Annotated in this window: 23 protein-coding genes; 21 read left to right on the plus strand and 2 right to left on the minus strand. The window is 64.1% G+C overall.

Annotated features, from left to right (window positions below):
* The first annotated feature begins 9 nt into the window (after positions 1-9).
* The 21 genes from ACO2Q4_RS03195 (at position 10) to aroA (ending at position 19,986) form a co-directional block, all read left to right on the plus strand.
* Positions 10-780, plus strand: a complete 771-nt coding sequence (locus ACO2Q4_RS03195) for a hypothetical protein (protein WP_423317222.1) — start codon at positions 10-12, stop codon at positions 778-780.
* Positions 780-1,034, plus strand: a complete 255-nt coding sequence (locus tag ACO2Q4_RS03200; protein ID WP_311760078.1) for a DUF5337 domain-containing protein — start codon at positions 780-782, stop codon at positions 1,032-1,034. Before ACO2Q4_RS03195 ends, ACO2Q4_RS03200 begins: the two co-directional genes overlap by 1 nt.
* A 16-nt stretch (positions 1,035-1,050) precedes the next feature.
* Complete coding sequence (nuoF, locus tag ACO2Q4_RS03205) at positions 1,051-2,346, plus strand: NADH-quinone oxidoreductase subunit NuoF (protein ID WP_311760077.1); 1,296 nt, start codon at positions 1,051-1,053, stop codon at positions 2,344-2,346.
* Between the two features lie 174 nt (positions 2,347-2,520).
* Positions 2,521-2,925: a DUF5333 domain-containing protein gene (locus ACO2Q4_RS03210; RefSeq protein ID WP_395135037.1), complete on the plus strand. Its 405-nt coding sequence runs from the start codon at positions 2,521-2,523 to the stop codon at positions 2,923-2,925.
* 8 nt (positions 2,926-2,933) lie between these two features.
* Positions 2,934-3,368: a hypothetical protein gene (locus tag ACO2Q4_RS03215; protein ID WP_311760075.1), complete on the plus strand. Its 435-nt coding sequence runs from the start codon at positions 2,934-2,936 to the stop codon at positions 3,366-3,368.
* A 139-nt stretch (positions 3,369-3,507) separates the two neighbouring features.
* Positions 3,508-5,526, plus strand: a complete 2,019-nt coding sequence (gene nuoG / locus ACO2Q4_RS03220) for an NADH-quinone oxidoreductase subunit NuoG (RefSeq protein ID WP_423317225.1) — start codon at positions 3,508-3,510, stop codon at positions 5,524-5,526.
* A 7-nt stretch (positions 5,527-5,533) separates the two neighbouring features.
* Positions 5,534-6,310 (plus strand): hypothetical protein, encoded by a 777-nt coding sequence (locus ACO2Q4_RS03225; RefSeq protein WP_311760073.1) that lies wholly within the window; start codon positions 5,534-5,536, stop codon positions 6,308-6,310.
* Between the two features lie 18 nt (positions 6,311-6,328).
* On the plus strand, positions 6,329-7,366 hold the full coding sequence (nuoH, locus tag ACO2Q4_RS03230) for an NADH-quinone oxidoreductase subunit NuoH (protein WP_311760072.1): 1,038 nt from the start codon (positions 6,329-6,331) through the stop codon (positions 7,364-7,366).
* Positions 7,367-7,369: 3 nt separating this feature from the next.
* Complete coding sequence (locus tag ACO2Q4_RS03235; protein ID WP_311760071.1) at positions 7,370-7,552, plus strand: hypothetical protein; 183 nt, start codon at positions 7,370-7,372, stop codon at positions 7,550-7,552.
* Entirely contained in the window at positions 7,552-8,043 is a 492-nt protein-coding gene (gene nuoI / locus ACO2Q4_RS03240) for an NADH-quinone oxidoreductase subunit NuoI (RefSeq protein WP_011748524.1), read from the plus strand. Before ACO2Q4_RS03235 ends, nuoI begins: the two co-directional genes overlap by 1 nt.
* Positions 8,040-8,444: a carboxymuconolactone decarboxylase family protein gene (locus tag ACO2Q4_RS03245; RefSeq protein ID WP_311760070.1), complete on the plus strand. Its 405-nt coding sequence runs from the start codon at positions 8,040-8,042 to the stop codon at positions 8,442-8,444. The genes nuoI and ACO2Q4_RS03245 overlap by 4 nt, the downstream gene beginning before the upstream one ends.
* Positions 8,441-9,043 (plus strand): NADH-quinone oxidoreductase subunit J, encoded by a 603-nt coding sequence (locus tag ACO2Q4_RS03250; protein WP_311760069.1) that lies wholly within the window; start codon positions 8,441-8,443, stop codon positions 9,041-9,043. The genes ACO2Q4_RS03245 and ACO2Q4_RS03250 overlap by 4 nt, the downstream gene beginning before the upstream one ends.
* A gap of 100 nt (positions 9,044-9,143) precedes the next feature.
* Positions 9,144-9,449 (plus strand): NADH-quinone oxidoreductase subunit NuoK, encoded by a 306-nt coding sequence (gene nuoK, locus ACO2Q4_RS03255; protein WP_155064184.1) that lies wholly within the window; start codon positions 9,144-9,146, stop codon positions 9,447-9,449.
* A gap of 6 nt (positions 9,450-9,455) precedes the next feature.
* Positions 9,456-11,603, plus strand: coding sequence for an NADH-quinone oxidoreductase subunit L (nuoL, locus tag ACO2Q4_RS03260; RefSeq protein ID WP_423317230.1), 2,148 nt, complete (start codon positions 9,456-9,458; stop codon positions 11,601-11,603).
* Position 11,604: 1 nt separating this feature from the next.
* On the plus strand, positions 11,605-13,146 hold the full coding sequence (locus ACO2Q4_RS03265) for an NADH-quinone oxidoreductase subunit M (protein WP_311760067.1): 1,542 nt from the start codon (positions 11,605-11,607) through the stop codon (positions 13,144-13,146).
* A gap of 9 nt (positions 13,147-13,155) precedes the next feature.
* Entirely contained in the window at positions 13,156-14,658 is a 1,503-nt protein-coding gene (gene nuoN / locus ACO2Q4_RS03270) for an NADH-quinone oxidoreductase subunit NuoN (protein WP_311760066.1), read from the plus strand.
* Positions 14,651-15,409 (plus strand): biotin--[acetyl-CoA-carboxylase] ligase, encoded by a 759-nt coding sequence (locus ACO2Q4_RS03275; protein ID WP_423317232.1) that lies wholly within the window; start codon positions 14,651-14,653, stop codon positions 15,407-15,409. The genes nuoN and ACO2Q4_RS03275 overlap by 8 nt, the downstream gene beginning before the upstream one ends.
* A 3-nt stretch (positions 15,410-15,412) precedes the next feature.
* Positions 15,413-16,192, plus strand: coding sequence for a type III pantothenate kinase (locus ACO2Q4_RS03280; protein WP_311760064.1), 780 nt, complete (start codon positions 15,413-15,415; stop codon positions 16,190-16,192).
* On the plus strand, positions 16,185-17,861 hold the full coding sequence (locus ACO2Q4_RS03285; RefSeq protein WP_311760063.1) for a ribonuclease J: 1,677 nt from the start codon (positions 16,185-16,187) through the stop codon (positions 17,859-17,861). Before ACO2Q4_RS03280 ends, ACO2Q4_RS03285 begins: the two co-directional genes overlap by 8 nt.
* 36 nt (positions 17,862-17,897) lie before the next feature.
* The gene (trmB, locus tag ACO2Q4_RS03290) at positions 17,898-18,599 is read left to right on the plus strand and encodes a tRNA (guanosine(46)-N7)-methyltransferase TrmB (RefSeq protein ID WP_423317235.1); all 702 of its coding nucleotides are present in this window, start codon (positions 17,898-17,900) and stop codon (positions 18,597-18,599) included.
* Positions 18,600-18,654: 55 nt separating this feature from the next.
* The gene (gene aroA / locus ACO2Q4_RS03295; RefSeq protein WP_423317236.1) at positions 18,655-19,986 is read left to right on the plus strand and encodes a 3-phosphoshikimate 1-carboxyvinyltransferase; all 1,332 of its coding nucleotides are present in this window, start codon (positions 18,655-18,657) and stop codon (positions 19,984-19,986) included.
* Positions 19,987-20,069: 83 nt separating this feature from the next.
* Here aroA and ACO2Q4_RS03300 read toward each other — a convergent pair whose 3' ends face one another.
* Entirely contained in the window at positions 20,070-21,974 is a 1,905-nt protein-coding gene (locus ACO2Q4_RS03300) for a propionyl-CoA synthetase (protein ID WP_423317238.1), read from the minus strand.
* Between the two features lie 119 nt (positions 21,975-22,093).
* Positions 22,094-24,373 (minus strand): NADP-dependent malic enzyme, encoded by a 2,280-nt coding sequence (locus ACO2Q4_RS03305; RefSeq protein WP_395135043.1) that lies wholly within the window; start codon positions 24,371-24,373, stop codon positions 22,094-22,096.
* Between the last annotated feature and the right edge of the window lie 81 nt (positions 24,374-24,454).

Consider the following 24,454-nt stretch of genomic DNA (forward strand, 5'->3'; position numbering starts at 1 on the left):
GCGGAAACGATGGCACGATCGGACTGCTACAGGAATTGCTGGATCTTGGGGGCGATCGCGGGCGTGATCGTTCTTCTGTTCACCTCTGGGATCGGTGATCTCGGTTGGGCGGGCGGCCTGTTCCTGGGCTTTGTCACCTTCCTTCTGTTCGGCGCGATGATGGTCTGGCTTCTTTGCGACGAGCGGCTTGAGTTTCCGGCGACCAGGGACGGTGCGAATGCCACCGATTGGGACCGTCGGGTGGCGGATCGCCAGCCGGGCGCGCTGTTGGCATCGGGCCCGCTGGGACCGGAAGCGCCGACCTCGCTGACGCAGATGCCGATTGTCGCAGGCGCGATGCCAAAGGACTGGAGCGAGTTCAGCGCTGGTGGCCAGAAGCCCGCGCCGAAGCCCGTGGCGGCAGCACCTGCCCCCGCGAAGGCAGAGGTTGCCGCTGCCGCCGCGCCGCAAAAGGTTCAGCCCGCGAAGGCAGCGGCCAAAAAGGCCGCACCTGCGAAACCCGCCCGGGCCAAGGCCGAGGCCGTGGTTGCCGCGCCGGATGACCTGAGGCGGATCAAGGGCATCGGCCGCAAGCTGTCGGTCTGGCTGAACGAGCAGGGCGTGACCCGGTTCGACCAGATCGCGGCCTGGGACGCCAAGACCGAGGCGGGATTCGCCCGTCGGCTTGGCAATCGGGGCGGCCGGATCAAGTCGGATGACTGGGTCGGTCAGGCCCGCATCCTGGCCGCCGGGGGCGAGACGGAACATTCGCGCGCGGTCGACCGCGGCGAAGCGACTTGATGCCCCGCGCGGCAAAGGATAGCCCGTCGGGCGCGACCGGAACGCGCCGGGCGGATGCGGGCCAGATGCGGCTGGTGGCGGTGGTGATCGCCGCGACGATGCTGGCATGGCTCGCCGTGCAATGGTTGGGGGGCCAGATGGGCTGGCCCGCGAAATACGCCTTTCTCGCCGATCTTGTGGCGATGGGGGCCATGATCTGGTCGCTTCTGGTGACCTGGCGGATCTGGCGGCGGCGCAATGCGCCCTCGCAGTGACAAGGATGAATTTGGGATGCTGAACGATCAGGACCGGATCTTTACGAACATCTACGGCATGGGCGATCGCAGCCTGGCCGGGGCGCGTAAGCGCGGCCACTGGGACGGCACTGCCGGAATCATCCAGCGCGGACGCGACAACATCATCAACGAGATGAAAGCCTCGGGGCTGCGCGGTCGCGGTGGCGCGGGCTTCCCGACCGGCATGAAATGGTCCTTCATGCCCAAGGAATCGGACGGGCGCCCGTCCTATCTGGTCATCAACGCCGACGAATCCGAACCCGCGACCTGCAAGGACCGCGAGATCATGCGCCACGATCCGCATACGCTGATCGAAGGCGCGTTGATCGCCAGCTTCGCCATGGGCGCGCATGCGGCCTATATCTATATCCGCGGCGAATTCATCCGCGAGCGTGAAGCGCTGCAGCTGGCCATCGACGAATGCTATGACGCGGGCCTGCTGGGCCGGAACGCGGCAGGTTCGGGCTGGGATTTCGACCTGTATCTGCATCACGGCGCCGGCGCCTATATCTGCGGCGAGGAAACGGCGCTGATCGAGTCGCTGGAAGGCAAGAAGGGCATGCCCCGGATGAAGCCTCCGTTCCCGGCTGGCGCGGGCCTTTACGGCTGCCCGACCACGGTGAACAACGTCGAATCGATCGCGGTGGTCCCGACCATCCTGCGGCGCGGCGGCGAATGGTTCGCGGGCTTTGGCCGTCCGAACAACGCGGGCGTCAAGCTGTTCGGCCTGACCGGCCACGTCAACGCCCCCTGCGTCGTCGAAGAGGCGATGTCGATTCCCATGCGCGAGCTGATCGAGAAGCATGGCGGCGGCGTCCGCGGCGGCTGGAAGAACCTCAAGGCCGTCATTCCCGGTGGTGCATCCTGCCCGGTGCTGACCGCCGAGCAATGCGAAAACGCCATCATGGACTATGACGGGATGCGCGAGCTGCGTTCGTCCTTTGGCACGGCCTGCATGATCGTGATGGATCAGGACACCGACATCATCAAGGCGATCTGGCGGCTGTCGAAGTTCTTCAAGCATGAAAGCTGTGGCCAGTGCACTCCCTGCCGCGAAGGCACCGGCTGGATGATGCGCGTCATGGACCGCCTGGTCCGCGGCGAAGCCGAGGTCGAAGAAATCGACATGCTTTTCGACGTGACCAAGCAGGTTGAAGGCCACACCATCTGCGCTCTCGGCGACGCGGCGGCATGGCCGATTCAGGGCCTGATCCGCAATTTCCGTGAGGAGATCGAGGATCGCATCAAGGCGAAACGCACCGGGCGCATGGGCGCCATGGCGGCGGAGTAAAACCGGATGGTCCGTTCCTTCCTTCAGCTTTCGGCAAGGCGGTCCCCCTCGGGGGACCCCGCGCGTTTGCGCGCCTGCCGGAACGGGAGGATCACGGATGTATCGCGCCTTGGTGAGCCGGGTGCGAATGGCCCCCATGTTATGACGAAGCGCCATGACAAGGAGGCATTTGCCATGAAACCCATCGCTGCCGCATTGATCGCCGCGACGCTTTTGACCGCTGGCCCGGCTTTCGCGCTGGAACCGCTGAGTCAGGAAAAGCATATCAACGACCGCCTGATCTCGGCCCGCATCGCAGACAGGATCCGGCGCGAATGCCCGACCATTAATGCGCGGATCATTTACGCCTATGGCGAGGCGCGCAAGCTGAAGCGCTATGCCCAGGACAAGGGCTATTCCACCAAAGAGATCGATGCCTTTCTTGACAGCAAGGCAGACAAGAAGCGCATCTATGCCGTGGCTGAGGACTATCTGACCCAGAACGGTGCGAAAAAGGGCGATCCCGAGAGCTTTTGCGCCATTGGCCGCAAGGCGATCGCCGACAAGAATTTGATCGGCAGCTTCCTGGTGGCGAAATGAAAAAGTGGATGAACCGGATCGGACTGGGCCTGATGGCTGCATCGGCCGCCGCGATGATCGCGGGGGATGCCTTCGCCGGTCCCTTCACGCCGACCTCGCAGAAGTTCTACCTGAGCTTCTCAACCTTCGCGCCCACCGACATCAAGTGCAATGCCGAGGGGCCGGGCGTGCGCACCAACGTCACCCGCAACGTGGCGGGCAAGCCGATGCTGCGTGTGACCGGAAATGCCAAGGGCGCGCTGATCACCTGCTGGCGCGCCGATGGCACCCGCTACACGACCGACGCCAACCGGCGCGTGAAATACAATACCGCCTCGCCGGTCTACGCCATGGTCTATTTCGACGGGGGGAGCGACGAGATGAGCGTCGAGATCACCCGTGACAATCTTGACGACCGTGCGCTGCCAACCATCCTGCCCCGCGCCTTCACGCGGGTGAAATGATGGATGCGGGGCACATGACCACAACGACGGCACAGAAAACCGGGCCAGCCTTCGGCCAGCATTTACATCGTGCGGAAACTGCCGGACATGGTGCCGGTCAGGCGATGCTTCGCCACCGCGACGGATAAGGAAAGACAAGATGGCAGATCTTCGCAAGCTCAAGATCGACGACAAGATTATCGAGGTCGATCCGAACATGACCCTGATCCAGGCCTGCGAGCAGGCCGGGATCGAGGTGCCGCGCTTCTGCTATCACGAGCGGTTGTCGATCGCCGGCAACTGCCGCATGTGCCTTGTCGAAGTGGTCGGCGGCCCGCCGAAGCCCGCCGCCTCTTGCGCGATGCAGGTCAAGGACCTTCGCCCCGGCCCGGATGGCGCACCGTCCGAGATCAAGACGAATTCGCCCATGGTCAAGAAGGCCCGCGAGGGGGTGATGGAGTTCCTGCTCATCAACCACCCGCTGGACTGCCCGATCTGCGACCAGGGTGGCGAATGCGACCTGCAGGACCAGGCGATGGCCTATGGCGTCGATTTCAGCCGCTACCGCGAGCCGAAACGCGCGTCCGAGGACCTGAACCTGGGTCCGCTGGTCGAAACCCACATGACCCGCTGCATTTCGTGCACCCGCTGCGTGCGCTTCACGACCGAGGTCGCGGGCATCACCCAGATGGGCCAGACGGGTCGTGGCGAAGACAGCGAGATCACCAGCTATCTGAACGAGACGCTGGTTTCGAACATGCAGGGCAACATCATCGACCTGTGCCCGGTCGGCGCGCTGGTCAGCAAGCCCTATGCCTTCACCGCCCGCCCGTGGGAACTGACCAAGACGGAGTCGATCGACGTCATGGACGCGCTCGGCTCGAACATCCGGGTCGATACCAAGGGTCGCGAAGTCATGCGCATCCTGCCGCGCAACCATGACGGCGTGAACGAAGAGTGGATCAACGACAAGACCCGCTTCGTCTGGGACGGCCTGCGCCGCCAGCGTCTGGACAAGCCCTATATCCGCGAAAACGGCAAGCTTCGTGCCGCCACCTGGCCCGAGGCGCTGGATGCCGTCGCCCGCGCGATGAAGGGCAAGAAGGTTGCGGGTCTCGTCGGCGATCTGGTTCCGGTCGAGGCTGCCTTCAGCCTGAAGCAACTGGTCGAGGGGCTGGGCGGTAAGGTCGAATGCCGGACCGACGGCGCGCGCCTGCCCGCCGGCAACCGCTCGGCCTATGTCGGCAATGCCGCGATCGAGGATATCGACAGCGCCAAGCGCATCCTGCTGATCGGCACCAACCCGCGTGAAGAAGCACCGGTGCTGAACTCGCGCATCCGCAAGGCCTGGGCTGGCGGCGCGCAGATTGCGCTGATCGGCGAGGCTGTGGATCTGACCTTCGACTATGCCCATCTGGGGACCGACCGCGCCGCGCTGGCCGACCTGCTGAAACAGGACCTGGCCGACAAGAATGGCGCGCCGGGCATCGTGATCGTCGGGCAGGGCGCCTTGAACGAGGCGGATGGCGAGGCTGTGCTGGCCCATGCGATGCGGATCTGCGAACTGGGCGATTGCAAGTTGCTGGTGCTGCACAGCGCCGCGAGCCGCGTTGGCGCGCTGGACGTGGGTGCGGTGACCGAAGGCGGGCTCAGCGCCGCCATCGACGGTGCCGAGGTGATCTATAACCTTGGCGCGGACGAGATCGACATCGCGGCTGGTCCGTTCGTGATCTATCAGGGCAGCCACGGCGACCGCGGCGCGCATCGTGCCGACATCATCCTGCCCGCTGCCTGCTATACCGAGGAAAGTGGCCTGTTCGTGAACACCGAAGGTCGCCCGCAGCTTGCCATGCGTGCGAACTTCGCGCCGGGCGAGGGCAAGGAGAACTGGGCGATCCTGCGCGCGCTATCGGCCGAACTGGGCAAAACCCAGCCTTGGGACAGCCTGGCGGGTCTGCGCCGCAAGTTGGTCGAGGCCGTTCCGCATCTGGCGCAGATCGATCGTGTGCCCGCGAACGAATGGCAGCCTCTTGAACTGCGCGACATGGGCAAGGCCGGGTTCCGGCTGGCCGTCGCCGATTTCTACCTGACGAACCCGATCGCGCGCTCGTCGCCGCTGATGGGAGAGCTTTCGGCGATGGCAGCGGCGCGGAAGGCGCCCGCACTGGCAGCGGAGTGAACACTGAATGGCGAGCCGCATCGGGGGACTGCTTGGCTTTGGTCTGATCGCGTCGATGCTGGCGGGCTGCGGCTCGGATCACAGCGTCGATTCGCGGCCTCCGGCCAAGCCGCAGCAACTGAATGTCGCGGTCCTGCAAAGTGATGCGGGCGCGCCGGACAAGCAGGTGCTGACGCGTGGGCGGATTTCGACCAAGTCCGGCGACATCCTGATTCTCGAACCCGACGGGTCGGTGTCCGAGATGACGCTGGACAGTCCCGAAGGCCGCGATGCCTTTGCCGTGACCGAGGCGGATCTGGCAGCTCTGAACGACAACCTGGGGCTGGATCTGTCGGGCGTCGCCTCGCTGGGGCCGGTCAGCCCTCGTGGTCCGACCGCGCAGGAAAAGGCGCTGGCCGAGTTCAAGGCGCGGACGAAACCGATGCGGCTTGGCCTGCCCACAACCTTCAAGGCGGATCCCAAGGATTTCGAGGGGGCCATGGTCAAGGCCTATCCCAGCCGGAAGAAATCGGGGGACAGCCTGGTGGAAGTGACCGCAAATCTTCGTGGTGGGGTGGACGCCGACACGGCGTTCGCCTATGCCACATGCGCGCTGGCCAATTGGGCGGATGCGAATGGAACCCCATTCGCCCGCCACATCCGGACCCTGCGCGAAAAACGCAATGGCAAGATGGTCGTCGGTTCGGTTTTCACCCTGTCAGGGGCGAAGCCGATGGGGCTGACGGTGATGACAACGAAAGACACCTTGCAGGAATGCAAGTCGCGCGGCATTCCCGCAGCGTGATGAGAGGGACGAAAGATCATGGCTGAATTCTGGGCCTCATCCTACGGTTTCGCGCTTAGCCTGCTTCTTCAGGGCCTGGCGGTGATCGCCTTCGTCATGGGCTCGCTGATTTTCATGGTCTATGGCGACCGCAAAATCTGGGCGGCCGTGCAGATGCGCCGCGGACCGAACGTGGTTGGCCCCTGGGGCCTGCTGCAGACCTTCGCCGATGCGCTGAAGTATATCGTCAAGGAAATCGTGATCCCGGCCGGTGCCGACAAATTCATCTTCTTCCTTGCGCCGTTCCTTTCGATGATGCTGGCGCTATTCGCCTTTGTCGTGATCCCCTTCGACGAAGGCTGGGTCATGGCCAACATCAATGTCGGCATCCTGTTCGTCTTCGCGGCCTCCTCGCTTGAGGTTTATGGCTCGATCATGGGCGGTTGGGCGTCGAACTCGAAATATCCGTTCCTGGCGTCGCTGCGGTCGGCCTCGCAGATGATCTCGTACGAGGTCTCGATGGGCCTGATCATCATCGGCGTCATCATCTCGACCGGGTCGATGAACCTGACCGAGATCGTCCATGCACAGAAGGGCAGCTATGGCCTGCTGAACTGGTACTGGCTGCCGCACCTGCCGATGGTCGTTCTGTTCTTCGTCTCGGCCCTGGCCGAAACGAACCGCCCGCCCTTCGACCTTGCCGAGGCGGAGTCGGAACTGGTCGCCGGCCACATGGTCGAGTATTCGTCCACGCCCTACCTGCTGTTCATGGCAGGTGAATACATCGCCATCTATCTGATGTGCGCGCTGCTTTCGCTGCTGTTCTTCGGCGGCTGGCTGTCGCCCGTCCCGTTCATCGCCGACGGCTGGTGGTGGATGGTCATCAAGATGTGGTTCTGGTTCTACATGTTCGCGATGGTCAAGGCGATCGTGCCGCGCTACCGCTACGACCAACTCATGCGGATCGGCTGGAAGGTGTTCCTGCCCCTGTCGCTTGGCTGGGTCGTGCTGATCGCCATCCTTGCCCGTTACCAAGTCCTTGGCGGTTTCTGGGCCCGCTTCGCGGTCGGAGGGTAAGCCATGTATTCGAACAAGCTAGCCGAGGCATTTGCCCGAGCCAGTGAGACCGACAAGATCGAACTGGCCCATTTCCTCGCCAACAATCTCGACACGGCGGAACATGCGAAGGATGGCGCGCGGGTGCGCGAATACGTCGCCGCATTCGACCGCTTCGCGGCACCCAGGAAAGGGGAGCAATTCTGATGGCCTTCGATTTCGCGCGGGCGACCAAGTATTTCCTCATGTGGGATTTCATCAAGGGTTTTGGCCTTGGGATGCGCTATTTCGTGTCGCCCAAGCCGACGCTGAACTATCCGCATGAGAAAGGCCCGCTGTCGCCTCGCTTCCGGGGCGAGCACGCGCTGCGTCGCTATCCGAACGGCGAAGAACGCTGCATCGCCTGCAAGCTTTGCGAAGCGGTCTGCCCGGCCCAGGCCATCACCATCGACGCCGAACCGCGCGAGGACGGCAGCCGCCGCACCACGCGCTACGACATCGACATGACGAAATGCATCTATTGCGGTTTCTGCCAGGAAGCCTGCCCGGTGGATGCCATCGTCGAAGGCCCGAACTTCGAATATGCGACGGAAACCCGCGAAGAGCTGTTCTATGACAAGCAGAAGCTGCTTGCGAACGGCGAACGCTGGGAAGCCGAGATCGCCCGCAACCTGCAACTGGATGCGCCCTACAGATGAGTGATGCGTTCACCAAGCTTTTCGCGCAGATGATGGCCTCGAGCCAGGAGATGGCGCGTGCGTGGAACCCCGCACTCGAACATTTCGACATGCGTGCCGTTGAAAAGCTGGTGCCCATCATGCCGGCCGACATGCTTGAGATGTGGTTCGGCAAGACTTTCAACCGCGAGGGGCTAGACGCGAAGACGCGCCTGCTTCTCACCATCGGCGCGATTACCGTTCAGGGCGCGCTGGCCGAGCCGCAGCTTCGCCTGACCATCCGTCAGGCACTTGCGGCCGGTGCCACGAAACGCGAGATCGCCGAGACGATCTTTCAGATGAGCATGTTCGGCGGGCTGCCTGCGATGCAGAAGGCACTCGAGATCGCCAAAAGCGTCTATGCCGAGGAGGACGAGGAATGATGACCTTCGCTTTCTACCTGTTTGCGATCACCGTCTGCATAGCAGGCTTCGGGGTCGTGATCGCCCGCAACCCGGTCCATTCGGTGTTGTGGCTTATCCTTGCCTTCCTGTCCGCTTCCGGCCTTTTCGTCCTGCAGGGTGCCGAGTTCGTCGCCATGCTGCTGATCGTCGTCTATGTCGGCGCGGTCGCGGTGCTGTTCCTGTTCGTCGTCATGATGCTTGACGTCGACTTCGCGGAATTGCGGGGCGAGCTTGCGCGGTCCTTGCCGCTGGCGCTGATGATCGGGATCGTCCTGCTGGCACAGCTGGCCATCGCCTTTTCCGGCTGGGCGCCTTCGGACGCGGCCGAGGGGCTGCGCGCCGCGCCGATCCTTGCCGATGTCCATAACACGCAGGGCCTGGGCATGGTGATCTATGACCGCTACCTGCTGAACTTCCAGATCGCCGGCCTGATCCTTCTGGTCGCGATGATCGGGGCGATCCTGCTGACCATGCGCCACCGCCGCGACATCAAGCGCCAGAACGTGCTGGAGCAGATGTGGCGCGATCCGGCGAAGACCATGGAAATGAAAGACGTGAAGCCGGGGCAGGGGCTTTAAGCCCGTCCCGCTGCGACCGAAGCCAAATCGGGACCGCCAGCGGGCGGTCCGCCTAGCGAACGGATATTTCAACGGGCGAAGGCCCGGAGGGACCAGGAAGATGATCGGATTGACACATTATCTTGTCGTGGGGGCGATACTTTTCGTCACCGGCATTTTCGGGATATTCGTGAACCGAAAGAACGTCATCGTCATCCTGATGTCGATCGAACTGATGCTCTTGGCGGTGAACATCAACTTCGTCGCCTTTTCGACCCATCTGGGCGATCTGGCGGGGCAGGTCTTCACCATGTTCATCCTGACGGTCGCGGCGGCCGAGGCGGCGATCGGCCTTGCCATCCTCGTGGTCTTCTTCCGCAACCGCGGCACGATCGCGGTGGAAGACGTCAACGTGATGAAGGGTTAAGACGGCATGGAAAAGATCGTCCTTTTCGCGCCACTTCTGGCCTCGATCGTCGCCGGCTTCGGCTGGCGGTTGATCGGCGAGAAAGCCGCGCAATATCTGACCACCGGGATCCTGTTCCTGTGCTGCCTGCTCAGCTGGATCCTGTTCCTCGGCTTCGACGGCGTGCCGCGCCATATCCCGGTCATGGACTGGGTGGTGTCGGGTGACTTTGTCACCGAATGGGCCATCCGCCTGGACCGCCTGACCGCGATCATGCTGATCGTGGTGACGACCGTCTCGGCGCTCGTGCACCTGTACTCGATCGGGTACATGGCGCATGACGACAACTGGGGCCATCACGAGCATTACAAGGCGCGCTTCTTCGCCTATCTGTCGTTCTTCACCTTCGCCATGCTGATGCTGGTGACGGCGGACAACCTGCTGCAGATGTTCTTCGGCTGGGAAGGCGTGGGCGTCGCGTCCTATCTGCTGATCGGCTTCTACTACAAAAAGGAAAGCGCGAACGCCGCCGCGATGAAGGCATTCATCGTCAACCGCGTCGGCGACTTCGGCTTCCTTCTGGGCATCTTCGGGCTTTACTGGCTGACCGGGTCGATCAACTTCGACGCCGTCTTCGCCCAGGTCCCCGAGATCGCGCAGACGCAGTTGCATTTCCTGTGGACCGAGTGGAACGCCGCCAACCTGCTGGGCTTCCTGCTGTTCGTGGGCGCGATGGGCAAGTCGGCGCAGCTTCTGCTGCACACCTGGCTGCCGGACGCGATGGAAGGCCCGACCCCCGTTTCAGCCCTGATCCACGCCGCGACCATGGTGACCGCGGGCGTGTTCCTGGTCTGCCGCATGTCGCCCCTTTATGAATTCGCGCCGCATGCGAAACATTTCATCGTGATCGTCGGTGCAACCACGGCCTTCTTCGCCGCGACCGTCGGCCTGGTGCAGAACGACATCAAGCGCGTCATCGCCTATTCGACCTGTTCGCAGCTGGGCTACATGTTCGTGGCTGCGGGTGTCGGCGTCTATTCGGCGGCGATGTTCCACCTGCTGACCCACGCCTTCTTCAAGGCGATGCTGTTCCTTGGTGCCGGTTCGGTCATCCACGCGATGCATCACGAACAGGACATGCGGAACTACGGAAACCTGAGGAAGAAGATCCCGCTGACCTATTGGGCGATGATGATCGGCACCTTCGCCATCACCGGCGTCGGGATCCCGCTGACCCATATCGGCTTTGCCGGCTTCCTCTCCAAGGACGCCATCATCGAAAGCGCCTGGGCAGGCAACACCTATGCCTTCTGGATGCTCGTGATCGCGGCCTGCTTCACCAGCTTCTATTCCTGGCGGCTGATCTTCCTGACCTTCTTCGGCAAGGAACGCGGCGATCATCATGCGCATGAACATGCCCATGAAAGCCCTGCGGTCATGACCGTTCCGCTGGTTGTCCTGGCGATCGGCGCGACCTTTGCCGGCATGATCTGGTATGGCCCCTTCTTCGGCGACCACCACAAGGTCACAACCTTCTTCCACATGCCCGCAACGCATGAGGCCAGCGCCGAGGGTGAGGCCGCACCGGCCGAGCACGGCACCGCCGAGGTCGAGAAGGTCGGGACTGAGACCGCTGCCGCCGACACTGCGACCGAGCACGCCGCCCCGGTGGCCGAGGGCGAAGCCGCTGCCGCCGAAGGCGAGCATGCTGCCGTTGCGGCCCCGGTCGGAGGCGCGATCTATATGGGCGCCGACAATCATATCATGACCGAGGCGCACGAAGCCCCGGCATGGGTGAAGGTCTCTCCCTTCATCGCCATGCTGCTCGGCCTGTTCACTGCCTGGATCTTCTACATCCGCAGCCCGGAAACGCCGGCGCGCCTCGCCAAGGCCCAGCCCGCGCTTTACCGGTTCCTGCTGAACAAATGGTACTTTGACGAAATCTACAACTTCATCTTCGTCCGCCCGGCGCTTTGCCTTGGTCGCATCCTTTGGAAAAAGGGCGACGGGGCCACGATCGACGGGGCGATCAACGGGGTTGCCATGGGCCTTATCCCGCGCCTGACGCGCGCGGCGGTCCGGGTGCAATCGGGCTACCTGTTCCATTATGCCTTCGCCATGGTCGTCGGCATCGTGGGGCTGCTGATCTGGGTGATGATGCGGGGCGCGCACTGATATGACGAACCTTCTTTCCATCATCACCTTCCTGCCCATCGTCGCGGCGGGCATCATGGCCCTGTTCCTGCGGGGCCAGGACGAGGCGGCGGCGCGCAATGCCAAATGGCTTGCGCTGCTGGCGACCACGGCCACCTTCCTGATCTCGCTTTTCGTGCTCTTCGGCTTTGACCCGGCCAATACCGGCTTCCAGTTCGTCGAGGATCACGCCTGGATCATGGGCCTGCGCTACAAGATGGGCGTCGACGGGATCTCGGTCCTGTTCGTGCTGCTGACCACCTTCATGATGCCGCTGACCATTCTGTCGTGCTGGACGGTCGAGACGAAGGTCAAGGAATACATGATCGCCTTCCTGGTTCTGGAAGGGCTGATGATCGGCGTGTTCACCGCACTTGACCTGGTGCTGTTCTATCTGTTCTTCGAGGCAGGCCTGATCCCGATGTTCCTGATCATCGGCATCTGGGGCGGCAAGGACCGCATCTATGCGGCCTTCAAGTTCTTCCTGTACACCTTCCTCGGCTCGGTCCTGATGCTGGTCGCGATGATCGCCATGTATCGCATGGCGGGCACCACCGACATTCCCACCCTGCTGACCTTCGACTTCCCGCACGAGACCTATCGCCTGCTGGGCATGACGGTCGTCGGCGGCACGCAGACCCTGCTGTTCCTGGCCTTCTTTGCCAGTTTCGCGGTCAAGATGCCGATGTGGCCGGTCCATACCTGGCTGCCCGATGCGCACGTTCAGGCGCCGACCGCCGGTTCGGTCCTGCTGGCCGCGGTGCTGCTGAAGATGGGGGGCTACGGCTTCCTGCGCTTCAGCCTGCCGATGTTCCCTGTCGCGTCCGAGATCCTGCAGCCGCTGGTCTTCTGGATGTCGGCGATCGCCATCGTCTACACCTCGCTGGTCGCACTGGCGCAGTCGGACATGAAAAAGGTCATCGCCTATTCGTCCGTCGCCCACATGGGCTATGTCACCCTGGGGATCTTTGCCGCGAACCAGCCCGGTGTCGACGGCGCGATCTTCCAGATGCTGTCGCACGGCTTCATCTCGGGCGCGCTGTTCCTTTGCGTCGGCGTCATCTATGACCGGATGCACACGCGCGAGATCGACGCCTATGGCGGGCTTGTGAACCGGATGCCGGCCTATGCCGCGGTCTTCATGTTCTTCACCATGGCGAACGTCGGGCTGCCGGGCACTTCGGGCTTCGTGGGCGAATTCCTGACGCTCTTGGGCACGTTCCGCGCCAATACTTGGGTTGCCTTCGTCGCTGCCACGGGCGTGATCTTCTCGGCCGCCTATGCGCTTTACCTGTATCGTCGGGTCACGCTGGGCCAGCTGATCAAGGAAAGCCTGAAGTCGATCACCGACATGACGCCGCGCGAGCGCTGGATCTTTGTCCCGCTGATCGCGATGACGCTGCTCCTCGGGGTCTATCCGCGCCTTGTGACGGATGTGACCGGGCCCGCGGTTTCCGCGCTGCTCAATGACTACAACCAAAGCCAGCCGGTGGTCGAAACCGCCGCGGCTGAGACAAGCCACTAGGGGGCGGACATGACCTCGCTCGATTTCACGACCATTCTGCCCGAGGCGCTGCTGGCCGCTTACGCGCTGGCCGCCCTTTTGGTCGGGGCCTATCTCGGCAAGGACAAGCTGGCGCGCCCGCTGGTCTGGGCCACCGTCGCCGTCTTCCTGCTGGTCGCCGCAATGGTCGGCCTTGGCGGACGCGCGGACGCCACCGCCTTCTATGGCATGTTCATCGATGACAGCTTCTCGCGCTTTGCCAAGGTCGTGATGCTGGTCGCCGGTGCGGCAGTGTTGGCGATGAGCATCGATTACCTCGAACGGCGGCGGATGCTGCGGTTCGAGTTCCCGATCATCGTCTCGCTGTCGGTCATCGGCATGATGCTGATGGTTTCGGCGGGCGACCTGCTGACCCTGTACATGGGGCTGGAACTGCAATCGCTGTCGCTTTACGTCGTCGCGGCGATGCGTCGCGACTCGGCGCGGTCGTCGGAAGCGGGCCTGAAATACTTCGTGCTGGGCTCACTCAGCTCGGGCCTGCTGCTTTACGGCGCCTCGCTGGTCTATGGCTTCGCGGGCACCACCAGCTTCGCGGGCATCATCACGACCATGCAAGGCGGCCAGTTGTCGCTTGGCGTGCTGTTCGGGCTGGTGTTCATGCTGGTTGGTCTGTCGTTCAAGGTTTCGGCCGTGCCGTTCCACATGTGGACGCCGGACGTCTATGAAGGCTCGCCCACGCCTGTGACGGCATTCTTTGCCACCGCGCCCAAGGTTGCCGCGATGGCGCTGATCGCTCGGCTGGTCTTTACCGCCTTCGGTCAGGTCATCGACGACTGGAGCCAGATCATCGCGGCGCTGGCCGTCATGTCTATGTTCCTGGGGTCCATCGCGGGGATCGGGCAGACGAACGTCAAGCGCCTGATGGCCTATTCCTCGATTGCGCATATGGGTTTTGCGCTGGTCGGCCTGGCCGCTGGCTCGACCCTGGGCGTGCAGTCGATGCTGATCTACATGACCATCTATGCGGTCATGAACGTCGGTACCTTCGCCTTCATCCTGTCGCTTGAGCGCGACGGCACCCCGGTCACCGACCTTGCGGCGCTGAACCGCTTTGCCTGGACCTCGCCGGCCAAGGGTCTTGCGGTGCTGGTGCTGATGTTCAGCCTGGCGGGCGTTCCGCCGACGCTTGGCTTCTTCGCGAAGTTCGGCGTGCTGAACGCGGCGGTCGATGCGGGCATGGGCTGGCTTGCGGTGCTGGGCGTCATCGCCTCGGTCATCGGTGCCTTCTATTACCTGCGCATCGTCTACTACATGTATTTCGGTGCCGAGAGTGATGGCGTGACCAGCCGCATGGGGGGCGTGCAGTATCTTGCCCTGATGATCCCGGCGGCGATGATGCTGTTCGGCGCGATCAACATGCTGGGCGTCGACACCGCAGCCGGTCGCGCGGCCGAAACCCTGGTCGCGCCCGCCCATGCGGCTGTCGCCGTCCCCGCCGCAGACCTGCCGGCCGAGCCCGATCGCGTTGAGTGAAACCTGGCCGCAAGGCGTGGGCCGGGTGATCCTGGCCCGCACCGACAGCACCAATGCCGAAGCGATGCGTCAGGCGCCGTCGCTGACCGGCCCGACCTGGATCATGACCCATGAACAGGTCGCCGGGCGCGGGCGGCGCGGACGCGGATGGGTCATGCCGGCGGGGAACTTCGCCGGCACTCTCGTCTTGCGACCCAAGGGCGACCCCGAGGCCGTGGCGCAACTGTCCTTCGTTGCCGCGCTTGCGCTTTATGACGCGTTGTCAGATGCCTGTGGTCCGGCGGCGCGGCTTGCAATCAAGTGGCCGAATGACGTGCTGCTGAACGGCGGCAAGATCGCGGGCATCCTGCTGGAAAGCCTGGGATCGGGACGCAGCATCCAAGCCGTCGCCGTCGGGATCGGGGTCAACCTGGCCGCGGCCCCCACGACATCTGCGGTCGAACCGGGCGCCGTCCGTCCGGTTTCGGTGCGTGAAGAGACCGGCTTCACCGTCGCTGCCGAGGATTTCCTGGACCTGCTGGCCCCGGCTTTCGCACGCTGGCTGGCTCAGTTCGAAACCTACGGCTTTGCGCCGATCCGCAACGCCTGGCTTGCACGAGCCGCACGGCTGGGCGAGACGATCATTGCCCGGACCGGCCAGAACGAGACCCGCGGCGTCTTCGACGGCATCGATGAAACCGGTGCCCTGGTCCTGACCACGCCTTCCGGCCGCCGGGTCCTGCCCGCCGCCGACGTCTTCTTTGGAGGTTGAGCGATGCTTCTTTGCATCGACACTGGCAATACGAACACCGTTTTTTCGGTCTGGAACGGGGAACGGTTTCTGGCCATGTGGCGGATCTCGACCGACCATCGGCGCACGGCGGATGAGTATTTCGTCTGGCTGTCCACGCTGATGTCGGTCCAGAAGTTCGAGCTGGACATCACCGACTGCATCATCAGCGCGACAGCACCCCGCGTGGTTTTCAACCTGCGGGTGCTCTGCAACCGCTATTTCGACACGCGCCCGCTGGTCGTCGGCAAGCCGGATTGCCTGTTGCCCGTCACGCCCCGCGTCGATCAGGGCACCACGGTCGGCCCAGACCGGCTGGTCAATACCGTGGGCGCATTCGACCGCCATGGCCCGGACCTGATCGTCGTCGATTTCGGCACCGCGACCACCTTTGACGTGGTCGATACGGATGGGGCCTATGTCGGGGGGGTGATCTCTCCGGGCGTGAACCTCAGCCTTGAGGCATTGCATATGGGTGCGGCCAGTCTTCCGCATGTCGACGTGACGATGCCCCCGAAGGTCATCGGAACGAATACCGTTGCCTGTATCCAGTCAGGCATTTTCTGGGGCTATATCGGCCTCGTGCAGGGGATCGTCGAAAAGATCCGCGAGGAACGCGGCCGTGCGATGAAAGTCATCGCCACGGGCGGGCTTGCACCCCTCTTCGATCAGGGGTTTGATCTTTTCGATGCAATCGAGGATGACCTGACCATGCACGGGCTGCGCCTGATCCACGATTACAACAAGGAGATGGCCCATGGCTGAACGCCTGATCTATCTGCCGCTGGGCGGCGCGGGCGAGATCGGCATGAACGCCTATGTCTATGGCTATGGCGAGCCGGGGCGCGAAAGGCTGATCGTCATCGATCTGGGCGTGACGTTCGGCGACATGGATACGGCGCCGGGCATCGACCTGATCATGGCCGATGTCGCCTGGCTTGAGGACAACCGCGACCGGATCGAGGCGATCTTCATCACCCATGGGCACGAAGACCATGTCGGCGCGCTTGGTCTGCTTTGGGGCAAGATCCAGAAGCCGATTCATTGCCGCCGCTTCACTGGCGCGCTGGCGCGCCTGAAGATGGAAGAGATGGGCCAGCCCGTCGAGCATATCCATATCCACGCCCCGCGCCCCGAGGTCGTCTCGGCAGGTCCGTTCCAGGTGCAATTCGTTCCGGTCAGCCACTCGATCCCCGAAAGCTCGGCGCTGATCATCGACACGCCCGCTGGTCGGATCGTGCATACGGGCGATTTCAAGCTGGACGGAACGCCGGTCGTCGGCGAACCCTTCGATCCGATCACCTGGCACGAGATCGCCAAGGAAGGGCAGGGCGTGCAGGTGCTGACCTGCGATTCCACCAACATTTTCTCGCCCAATCCCGGCCGGTCCGAGGCGGTTCTAGCGAACCCGCTGCTGGATTTCGTCATGTCCCAGCGGCAGCTTGTCGTCGCCACGACCTTCGCCAGCAACATCGCGCGGCTGCGCACCCTGGCCGAGGCGGGGGTTGCCGCCGGGCGCAAGATCTGCCTGTTGGGCCGCGCCATGCGCCGCATGGTCACCGTCGGGATCGAGACCGGTGTCCTTGACCGCTTTCCTCCGGTCGTCAGCCCCGAGGAAGCCGCGGACCTGCCGCGGGACAAGGTCATGCTGGTCGTCACCGGCAGCCAGGGCGAACGCCGCGCCGCCAGCGCGCAACTGTCGCGCGGCCGTTATCTGGGGATCGAGTTGAAGGAAGGCGACAGCTTCCTGTTCAGCTCGCGCACCATTCCCGGAAACGAGCGCGGTGTGATCCGCATCCAGAACCAGTTGAGCGAGATGGGCGTCGACCTGTTCGATGCCGATGACGGAATGTATCACGTCTCGGGCCATGCCAACCGCCCCGACATCCAGGCCGTGCACGACCTGCTGAAGCCTCGCATGGTGATCCCGATGCATGGCGAGCACATGCACCTGCGCGAACACATGAAGCTGGCCGAGGCGCGTGGCATCCCCTCGATGGTGGTGACGAACGGCACCATGGTCGAGATTTCGGGCGCGGCGCCGCGCGTCGTCGACCATATCGATACCGGTCGGCTGTATCTTGACGGCACCGCGCTGATCGGCGCGATGGACGGCATCGTCCGTGACCGTATCCGCATGGCCCTGAACGGTCACGCGATGGTCTCGATCATCATCGACGAGGATGACAATCCGCTTCCCGATGCCTGGGTCGAACTGTCCGGCCTGCCGGAACGGGGTCGCGCGGGCGTGCCGCTGGCCGGGAATATCGAAAGCGAGCTGGCTGAGTTTCTGGAACGCGCCGACGACCGCACGGTGATGAACGATGACCGCCTGGAAGAGGCGGTGCGCAAGATCGCGCGGCAGGTCTCGATGGAAGAGATCGGCAAGAAGCCCGAAGTGACCGTCATCATTTCGCGACTCGCTGCGGAATGACTTGACCTTCAGCCGCGCCCTTTCTATGGGCGCGGCATGAGCGAATTCGATCCCAATCCCCCGCGCCGCAATTTTTACGGCCGCCGCCACGGCAAGACCCTGCGCCAGTCGCAAAAGGGTTACCTGTCCGAGGATCTGGGCACCCTGCGCCCGCGCGGCATCACGCAGGCCGACAATCCCGAACGCACGCCCATCGCGCCAAGCGCGATCTTCGGCGACGACCGCCCGGTCTGGCTGGAGGTCGGGTTCGGCGGGGGCGAGCACATGGTCCACATGGCCGCCACCTATCCCGAGATCGGGATCATCGGCTGCGAGCCCTTCATCAATGGCGTCGCGATGCTTCTGGGCAAGATTCGTGCCGCCGGGGTCGAGAATGTCAGCGTCCATCCGGGCGACGCGCGCGACCTGATGGACGTGTTCCCGGAAAACTCGGTCGACAAGGCGTTCCTGAACTATCCCGACCCCTGGCCCAAGGCGCGCCATCACCGCCGCCGCTTCGTGACGCCCGAGCATCTGATCCCGCTGGCGCGCGTGATGAAGCCCGGCGCCGAATTCCGCGTGGCGACGGATATTCCAGACTATATGCGGCAGACGCTGGAAGAAGTCCCACCCGCCGGTTTCGATCTGGTCCATGAGGGGCCGGAGCCTTGGGACGACTGGTTCAGCACGCGTTATGAACAAAAGGCGCTGCGCGAGGGTCGCGTGCCGCATTACGCGACCTTCCGCCGTCAGGGTTGATTGCAAGCCCCTTGCGTGACCGCTATCACCTAGCCGATCACATGAGGGGCCTGCCATGTCACATTCCGCCGAACCGATCCCGATGACCGCCCGCCGCTCGGGCCCGCTGAAGGGCGAGGCAAAGGTGCCGGGCGACAAGTCGATCAGCCACCGCGCGCTGATCCTTGGCGCGCTGTCGGTGGGGGAAACCCACATCACCGGCCTTCTGGAAGGGCAGGACGTTCTGGACACCGCCAAGGCCATGCAGGCTTTCGGCGCGCAGGTCGAGCGCCTGGGGACCGGCGAATGGAAGGTCAACGGGGTCGGCGTCGGCGGCTTTGCCGAACCTGAGGGCGTCATCGATTGCGGCAATTCCGGCACCGGGGTGCGGCTGATCATGGGCGCGATGGCGACGACGCCTGTTACCGCGACCTTCACCGGCGATGCCAGCCTCAGCCGTCGCCCGATGGGCCGCGTGACCGACCCGCTGGAGATGTTTGGCTGTGAGGTCACGGCGCGCGAAGGCAAGCGCCTGCCCGTGACCATCAAAGGCGCGGCCGAGCCTGTCCCGGTCCGCTACAAGACCCCGGTCGCCAGCGCCCAGATCAAGTCGGCGGTGCTGCTGGCCGGTCTGAACGCGCCGGGCGAAACCGTGGTCATCGAATCCGAACCGACCCGCGACCATACCGAGCGAATGCTGGCGGGCTTCGGTGCAACCATCACGACCGAAGTCACAGACGAAGGCCGCGTGATCACCCTGAAGGGCCGCCCGGAGCTGGTGCCCCAGCCGGTCGCAGTGCCGCGCGATCCCTCCAGCGCGGCATTCCCGGTCGCCGCGGCACTGATCGTGCCCGGATCCGAGATCCGCGTGCCGGGCGTCAGCCGCAACCCGACCCGCGACGGGCTTTACGTCACGCTGCTGGAAATGGGCGCCGACATCACCTTCGAGAACCCGCGGGAAGAGGGTGGAGAGCCCGTCGCCGACCTGCTGGTCCGCCACGGTCCGCTGAAAGGCGTCACGGTCCCGCCCGAGCGCGCCGCCAGCATGATCGACGAATTCCCGATCCTGTCTGTGATCGCGGCATTTGCCGAGGGGACCACCCTGATGCAGGGCGTCCACGAATTGCGCGTCAAGGAAAGCGACCGCATCGCTGCCATGGTCGCGGGCCTGCGCGCCAACGGGGCCAGCGTCGAGGATACCGACGACACCATGACCGTCCACGGGACCGGTGGCCTTTCGGGTGGGGCGACGGCGGTCACGCATCTGGATCACCGCATCGCGATGTCGTTCCTGGTCGGCGGGTTGGCTTCGGAACAGCCGATCTCGGTCGATGACGGCAGCCCGATCGCGACCTCCTTCCCGGACTTCCTGCCGCTTATGACCGGGCTGGGCGGTCAGATCGGCTAGGCGCGCCGGGTTTCACCGTTTCTCAAATACCCGAACGCGGCGCCCGACAGGGACGCCGCGTTTTCATTTCCGGGCAAAGCGGTTCAACCCGCCCGCGCGGCATTTGGAAAGCCAAGACCGTGCAGGGCCTCTCGTATCTCGTCCAGAATGGCGGGATCGTCGATGGTGGCGGGAACCTTGAATGCCTCGCCATCCGCGATCTTTGCCATGGTCGAGCGCAGGATCTTGCCCGATCGTGTCTTGGGCAGGCGGTCGATGATGCAGGCATGCTTGAATGCGGCGACGGGGCCGATCCGGTCGCGGACAAGCGCCACGACCTCGCGCAGGATCTGGTCACCCGGTGTCGTGACCCCCACTTTGAGGCATAGCAGGCCCAGCGGAATCTGTCCGCGCAGTTCATCCGCGACGCCGATCACCGCGCATTCCGCCACAGCGGGATGCGAGGCCAGCACTTCCTCGATCGCGCCGGTGGACAGGCGGTGGCCGGCAACGTTGATGACGTCATCGGTGCGCGCCATGACGTAAAGATAACCGTCATCGTCGACATAGCCCGCATCGCCGGTCTCGTAATAGCCGGGGAAGCGCTCCAGATATGATTTGCGGAAGCGGTCCTCGGCATTCCACAGGCCGGGCAGGGTTCCGGGTGGCAAAGGCAGGCGGATCGCGATGGCCCCCAGCGTGCCCGCGGGCGCCGGGTTCCCCTCATCGTCCAGCACCCGCACGTCATAGCCCGGCATCGGGACCGAGGGGCTGCCGGGCTTCGTGGGCAAGGTCTGGATCCCGATCGGATTGGCGGCGATGGGCCAGCCGGTTTCGGTCTGCCACCAATGATCTACCACGGGAACGCCCAGGTGCTTTTGCGCCCATTGCACCGTTTCGGGATCGGCGCGCTCTCCGGCCAGGAACAGGGCCTGCAACTCGTGCAACTTGTAGCGGCGAATCCAGTCGCCCTCTGGATCCTCGCGGCGGATGGCGCGCAGCGCAGTCGGAGCGGTGAAGAAGCTCTTGATCCGGTGGTTCTGGATGGTGCGCCAGAACACGCCCGCATGGGGCGTGCCGACGGGCTTGCCCTCGAACACGACGGTCGTGGCCCCGGTCAGCAGCGGGCCATAGCAGATATAGCTGTGGCCTACGACCCAACCCACGTCCGATGCGGTCCAGAACCGGTCCCCGGCCCCGATCTTGTAGATGTTCTTCATCGACCATTGCAGCGCCACAAGATAGCCGCCGGTATGGCGCACGACGCCCTTGGGCTGGCCGGTCGTCCCCGAGGTGTACAGGATATAGGCGGGGTGGTTCCCTTCGACGGGCACGCATTCAGCGGGTTTCACCCCGTATTGAAAGCCGTGCCAGGCGAAGTCGCGGCCCGGGGTCAACTGCGCGACCTCTTCTTCGCGTTGGAAAATGACGCAGAATTCGGGCTTGTGGCGCGCGATCTCGATCGCCTCGTCCAGCAGCGGCTTGTAGTGGACGACGCGCTTCGGCTCCAGGCCGCAAGAGGCTGCGATGATCGCCTTGGGCTGGCAATCGTCGATCCGCACGGCCAGTTCGTTCGCGGCAAAGCCGCCAAAGACGACGCAATGGATCGCGCCCAGCCGCGCGCAGGCCAGCATGGCCTCGACCGCCTCAGGGATCATGGGCATGTAGATGATGACGCGGTCGCCCTTTTCGACGCCCCGCATCCGCAGCGCGCCTGCAAGCGAGGCGACGCGGTCCTGCAATTGCCGATAGGTGATGCCCTTGGTCGACAGTGTCACCGGGCTTTCATGCATGATTGCGACCTGATCACCGCGCCCGGCCAGCACATGGCGGTCGACGGCGTTCCAGCAGGCATTGACCATGCCGTCCGAAAACCACTCGTAGATCGGTGCCTTTTCGTCGAACAGCGCCTTCGAGGGCTTGCGGGTCCAGTCGATCGCCTCGGCGGCCTGCATCCAGAAATGCTCGGGGTCCGCCTGCCAGGCCGAATAGACGTCGCGGTAGCTCATGGATTCCTCCTCCCAAAGGCATGGGAGGAGTTAGGCAAGGCGCGGCGGGTCAGGCAAGAGCTTCCTGCGCCATTCGTCCGGGCCGCAAATCGGGCGGCCCGGATCAACCGGGGTGCGGGTCAGCCGTAATGGCCGACCGGGGTACCTGCCAGAACGCTCATGTTCAGCAGACCGCGCGTCGTGACCGAGGGGGTGACGATATGGGCGCGGTTGCCCATGCCCATCAGGATCGGCCCGACCTCAAGCCCGTTGGCCTTCAGCTTCAGCGCGTTGCGCACGCCCGAGGCGGCGTCGGTGCCAGCGAAGATCAGGATGTTCGCCGCCCCGTCCAGACGCGAATGCGGCATCAGCCTTTCGCGCACGGTCGGATCGAGCGCGGCATCGACATGCATTTCGCCGTCGAACATGAAGTCGACCTCGCGCGCCTGCAGGATCTCGATCGCCTCGCGCATCCGCTTGCCGGAATCGGTCTCGAGATTGCCGAATTGCGAATGGCAGCACAGCGCGATCTTGGGAGCGAGGCCGAAGCGTCGCACATGCCGCGCCGCGCCGATGGCGGTTTCGGCGATCTGCTGCGGGGTCGGGACGTGGTGAACCTGCGTGTCCGCGATGAAAAGCGGACCATCCTCTAGGATCATCAGCGACAGCGCGCCATGCGGGCGCAGGCCGTCACGCGCCAGCACCTGGCTGATATAGTTCAGGTGCCAGCTGAATTGACCGAAGGTGCCGCAGATCAGGCTGTCCGCCTCGCCACGATGGACCATGACCGCGCCGATGGCGGTGGTGTTCGTGCGCATGATCGCGCGGGCGACTTCGGGCGTGACGCCACGGCGCGCCATCAGCTCGTGGTAGGTGCCCCAATAGTCGCGATAGCGCGGGTCGTTTTCCGGGTTCACGATCTCGAAATCGCGGCCGGGACGGATCGGCAGGCCGGCGCGCTCGGCGCGGACCTCGATCACCTCGGGACGACCGATCAGGATCGGAACATCGGTGGTTTCCTCAAGCATGGCATTCGCCGCGCGCAGCACCCGCTCATCCTCGCCCTCGGCAAAGACGATGCGGCGCTTGACCGTCGCCGCCGCTTCGAAGACCGGGCGCATGATCATGGCCGACCGGAAGACCGAGCCGTCCAGCTTGCGCTTGTAGGCGTTCACATCCTCCAGCGGGCGGGTGGCGACGCCGGTTTCCATAGCGGCCTTCGCCACGGCGGTCGAAACGACCCCGATCAGACGCGGGTCGAAAGGCTTCGGGATCAGGTATTCCGGGCCAAAGGTCAGCGTCTCGCCGCGATAGGCCATCGCGGCCTCGGCGCTGGTGGTGGCGCGGGCAAGTGCGGCGATTCCCTCGATGCAGGCCAGCTGCATATCGTCGTTGATCGTGGTCGCACCCACGTCCAGCGCGCCCCGGAAGATGAAGGGGAAGCACAGGACGTTGTTCACCTGGTTCGGATAATCCGACCGCCCGGTCGCGATGATCGCGTTCGGGGCGACGGTGCGCACGTCCTCGGGCAGGATTTCGGGCGTCGGGTTCGCCAGCGCGAAGATGATCGGCCGGTCTGCCATCTTGGCGACCATGTCGGGGGTCAGGACGCCGGGGCCGGACAGACCCAGGAACAGGTCGGCCCCACCGATCACGTCATCCAGCGTGCGCAGGTCGCTTTTCTGCGCATATTCCGCCTTTTGCGGCGTCATCTGTTCTTCGCGGCCCTCATGGACAAGGCCCGCGATGTCGCACAGCCAGACGTTCTCGCGCTTGACGCCCAGTTTCAGCAGCATGTTCAGGCAGGCGATGCCGGCCGCGCCGCCGCCGGTCGAGACGACCTTGATGTCTTCGAACTTCTTGCCAGCGATCAGCAATGCGTTGGTCGCCGCGGCGCCGACGACGATGGCGGTGCCGTGCTGGTCGTCGTGGAAGACCGGGATGTTCATCCGCTCGCGGCAGATCTTTTCGACGATGAAGCAGTCGGGAGCCTTGATGTCCTCAAGGTTGATCGCGCCGAAGCTGGGTTCCAGCGCACAGACGATCTCGGCCAGCTTTTCCGGGTCAGGCTGGTCCAGCTCGATATCGAAGCAGTCGATATTGGCGAATTTCTTGAAGAGGACGGCCTTGCCCTCCATCACCGGCTTCGAGGCGAGCGCCCCGATATTGCCAAGGCCCAGAACCGCCGTGCCGTTCGAGACGACGGCCACAAGGTTGCCGCGCGCGGTATAGCGTGCCGCCGTGGTCGGGTCGGCCTTGATCTCCAGACAGGCCTCCGCAACGCCGGGGGAATAGGCCCGGCTCAGGTCGCGGCCGTTGGCCAGGGGCTTCGTCGCGCGCACCTCAAGTTTGCCGGGGCGGGGAAACTCGTGATAATCCAGCGCGGCCTGCCTTGCACTGTCCTGCCTGCGTTCTTCCATGACGCGACCTCCTCTCAAGATGGTTCAGCGTTAAACTATTTTTTGCGCGGGGAACAGGGGGCCCGCCAGAATGTGTCGGAC

The sequence above is a fragment of the Paracoccus sp. KR1-242 genome (genome assembly GCF_049446195.1).
Lineage (GTDB): Bacteria > Pseudomonadota > Alphaproteobacteria > Rhodobacterales > Rhodobacteraceae > Paracoccus > Paracoccus broussonetiae.

Excerpts from the sequence above, each read along its gene's own strand:
- ACO2Q4_RS03235 (WP_311760071.1), top strand. The coding sequence starts at position 7,370 with ATGTATTCGAACAAGCTAGCCGAGGCATTTGCCCGAGCCAGTGAGACC.
- aroA (WP_423317236.1), top strand. The coding sequence starts at position 18,655 with ATGTCACATTCCGCCGAACCGATCCCGATGACCGCCCGCCGCTCGGGC.
- ACO2Q4_RS03305 (WP_395135043.1), bottom strand. The coding sequence starts at position 24,373 with ATGGAAGAACGCAGGCAGGACAGTGCAAGGCAGGCCGCGCTGGATTAT.
- nuoH (WP_311760072.1), top strand. The coding sequence starts at position 6,329 with ATGGCTGAATTCTGGGCCTCATCCTACGGTTTCGCGCTTAGCCTGCTT.
- trmB (WP_423317235.1), top strand. The coding sequence starts at position 17,898 with ATGAGCGAATTCGATCCCAATCCCCCGCGCCGCAATTTTTACGGCCGC.
- ACO2Q4_RS03265 (WP_311760067.1), top strand. The coding sequence starts at position 11,605 with ATGACGAACCTTCTTTCCATCATCACCTTCCTGCCCATCGTCGCGGCG.
- ACO2Q4_RS03245 (WP_311760070.1), top strand. The coding sequence starts at position 8,040 with ATGAGTGATGCGTTCACCAAGCTTTTCGCGCAGATGATGGCCTCGAGC.
- ACO2Q4_RS03215 (WP_311760075.1), top strand. The coding sequence starts at position 2,934 with ATGAACCGGATCGGACTGGGCCTGATGGCTGCATCGGCCGCCGCGATG.
- ACO2Q4_RS03280 (WP_311760064.1), top strand. The coding sequence starts at position 15,413 with ATGCTTCTTTGCATCGACACTGGCAATACGAACACCGTTTTTTCGGTC.
- ACO2Q4_RS03210 (WP_395135037.1), top strand. The coding sequence starts at position 2,521 with ATGAAACCCATCGCTGCCGCATTGATCGCCGCGACGCTTTTGACCGCT.
- ACO2Q4_RS03285 (WP_311760063.1), top strand. The coding sequence starts at position 16,185 with ATGGCTGAACGCCTGATCTATCTGCCGCTGGGCGGCGCGGGCGAGATC.
- ACO2Q4_RS03195 (WP_423317222.1), top strand. The coding sequence starts at position 10 with ATGGCACGATCGGACTGCTACAGGAATTGCTGGATCTTGGGGGCGATC.
- ACO2Q4_RS03200 (WP_311760078.1), top strand. The coding sequence starts at position 780 with ATGCCCCGCGCGGCAAAGGATAGCCCGTCGGGCGCGACCGGAACGCGC.
- nuoL (WP_423317230.1), top strand. The coding sequence starts at position 9,456 with ATGGAAAAGATCGTCCTTTTCGCGCCACTTCTGGCCTCGATCGTCGCC.
- nuoI (WP_011748524.1), top strand. The coding sequence starts at position 7,552 with ATGGCCTTCGATTTCGCGCGGGCGACCAAGTATTTCCTCATGTGGGAT.
- nuoN (WP_311760066.1), top strand. The coding sequence starts at position 13,156 with ATGACCTCGCTCGATTTCACGACCATTCTGCCCGAGGCGCTGCTGGCC.
- ACO2Q4_RS03300 (WP_423317238.1), bottom strand. The coding sequence starts at position 21,974 with ATGAGCTACCGCGACGTCTATTCGGCCTGGCAGGCGGACCCCGAGCAT.
- ACO2Q4_RS03225 (WP_311760073.1), top strand. The coding sequence starts at position 5,534 with ATGGCGAGCCGCATCGGGGGACTGCTTGGCTTTGGTCTGATCGCGTCG.
- nuoG (WP_423317225.1), top strand. The coding sequence starts at position 3,508 with ATGGCAGATCTTCGCAAGCTCAAGATCGACGACAAGATTATCGAGGTC.
- ACO2Q4_RS03250 (WP_311760069.1), top strand. The coding sequence starts at position 8,441 with ATGATGACCTTCGCTTTCTACCTGTTTGCGATCACCGTCTGCATAGCA.
- nuoF (WP_311760077.1), top strand. The coding sequence starts at position 1,051 with ATGCTGAACGATCAGGACCGGATCTTTACGAACATCTACGGCATGGGC.
- nuoK (WP_155064184.1), top strand. The coding sequence starts at position 9,144 with ATGATCGGATTGACACATTATCTTGTCGTGGGGGCGATACTTTTCGTC.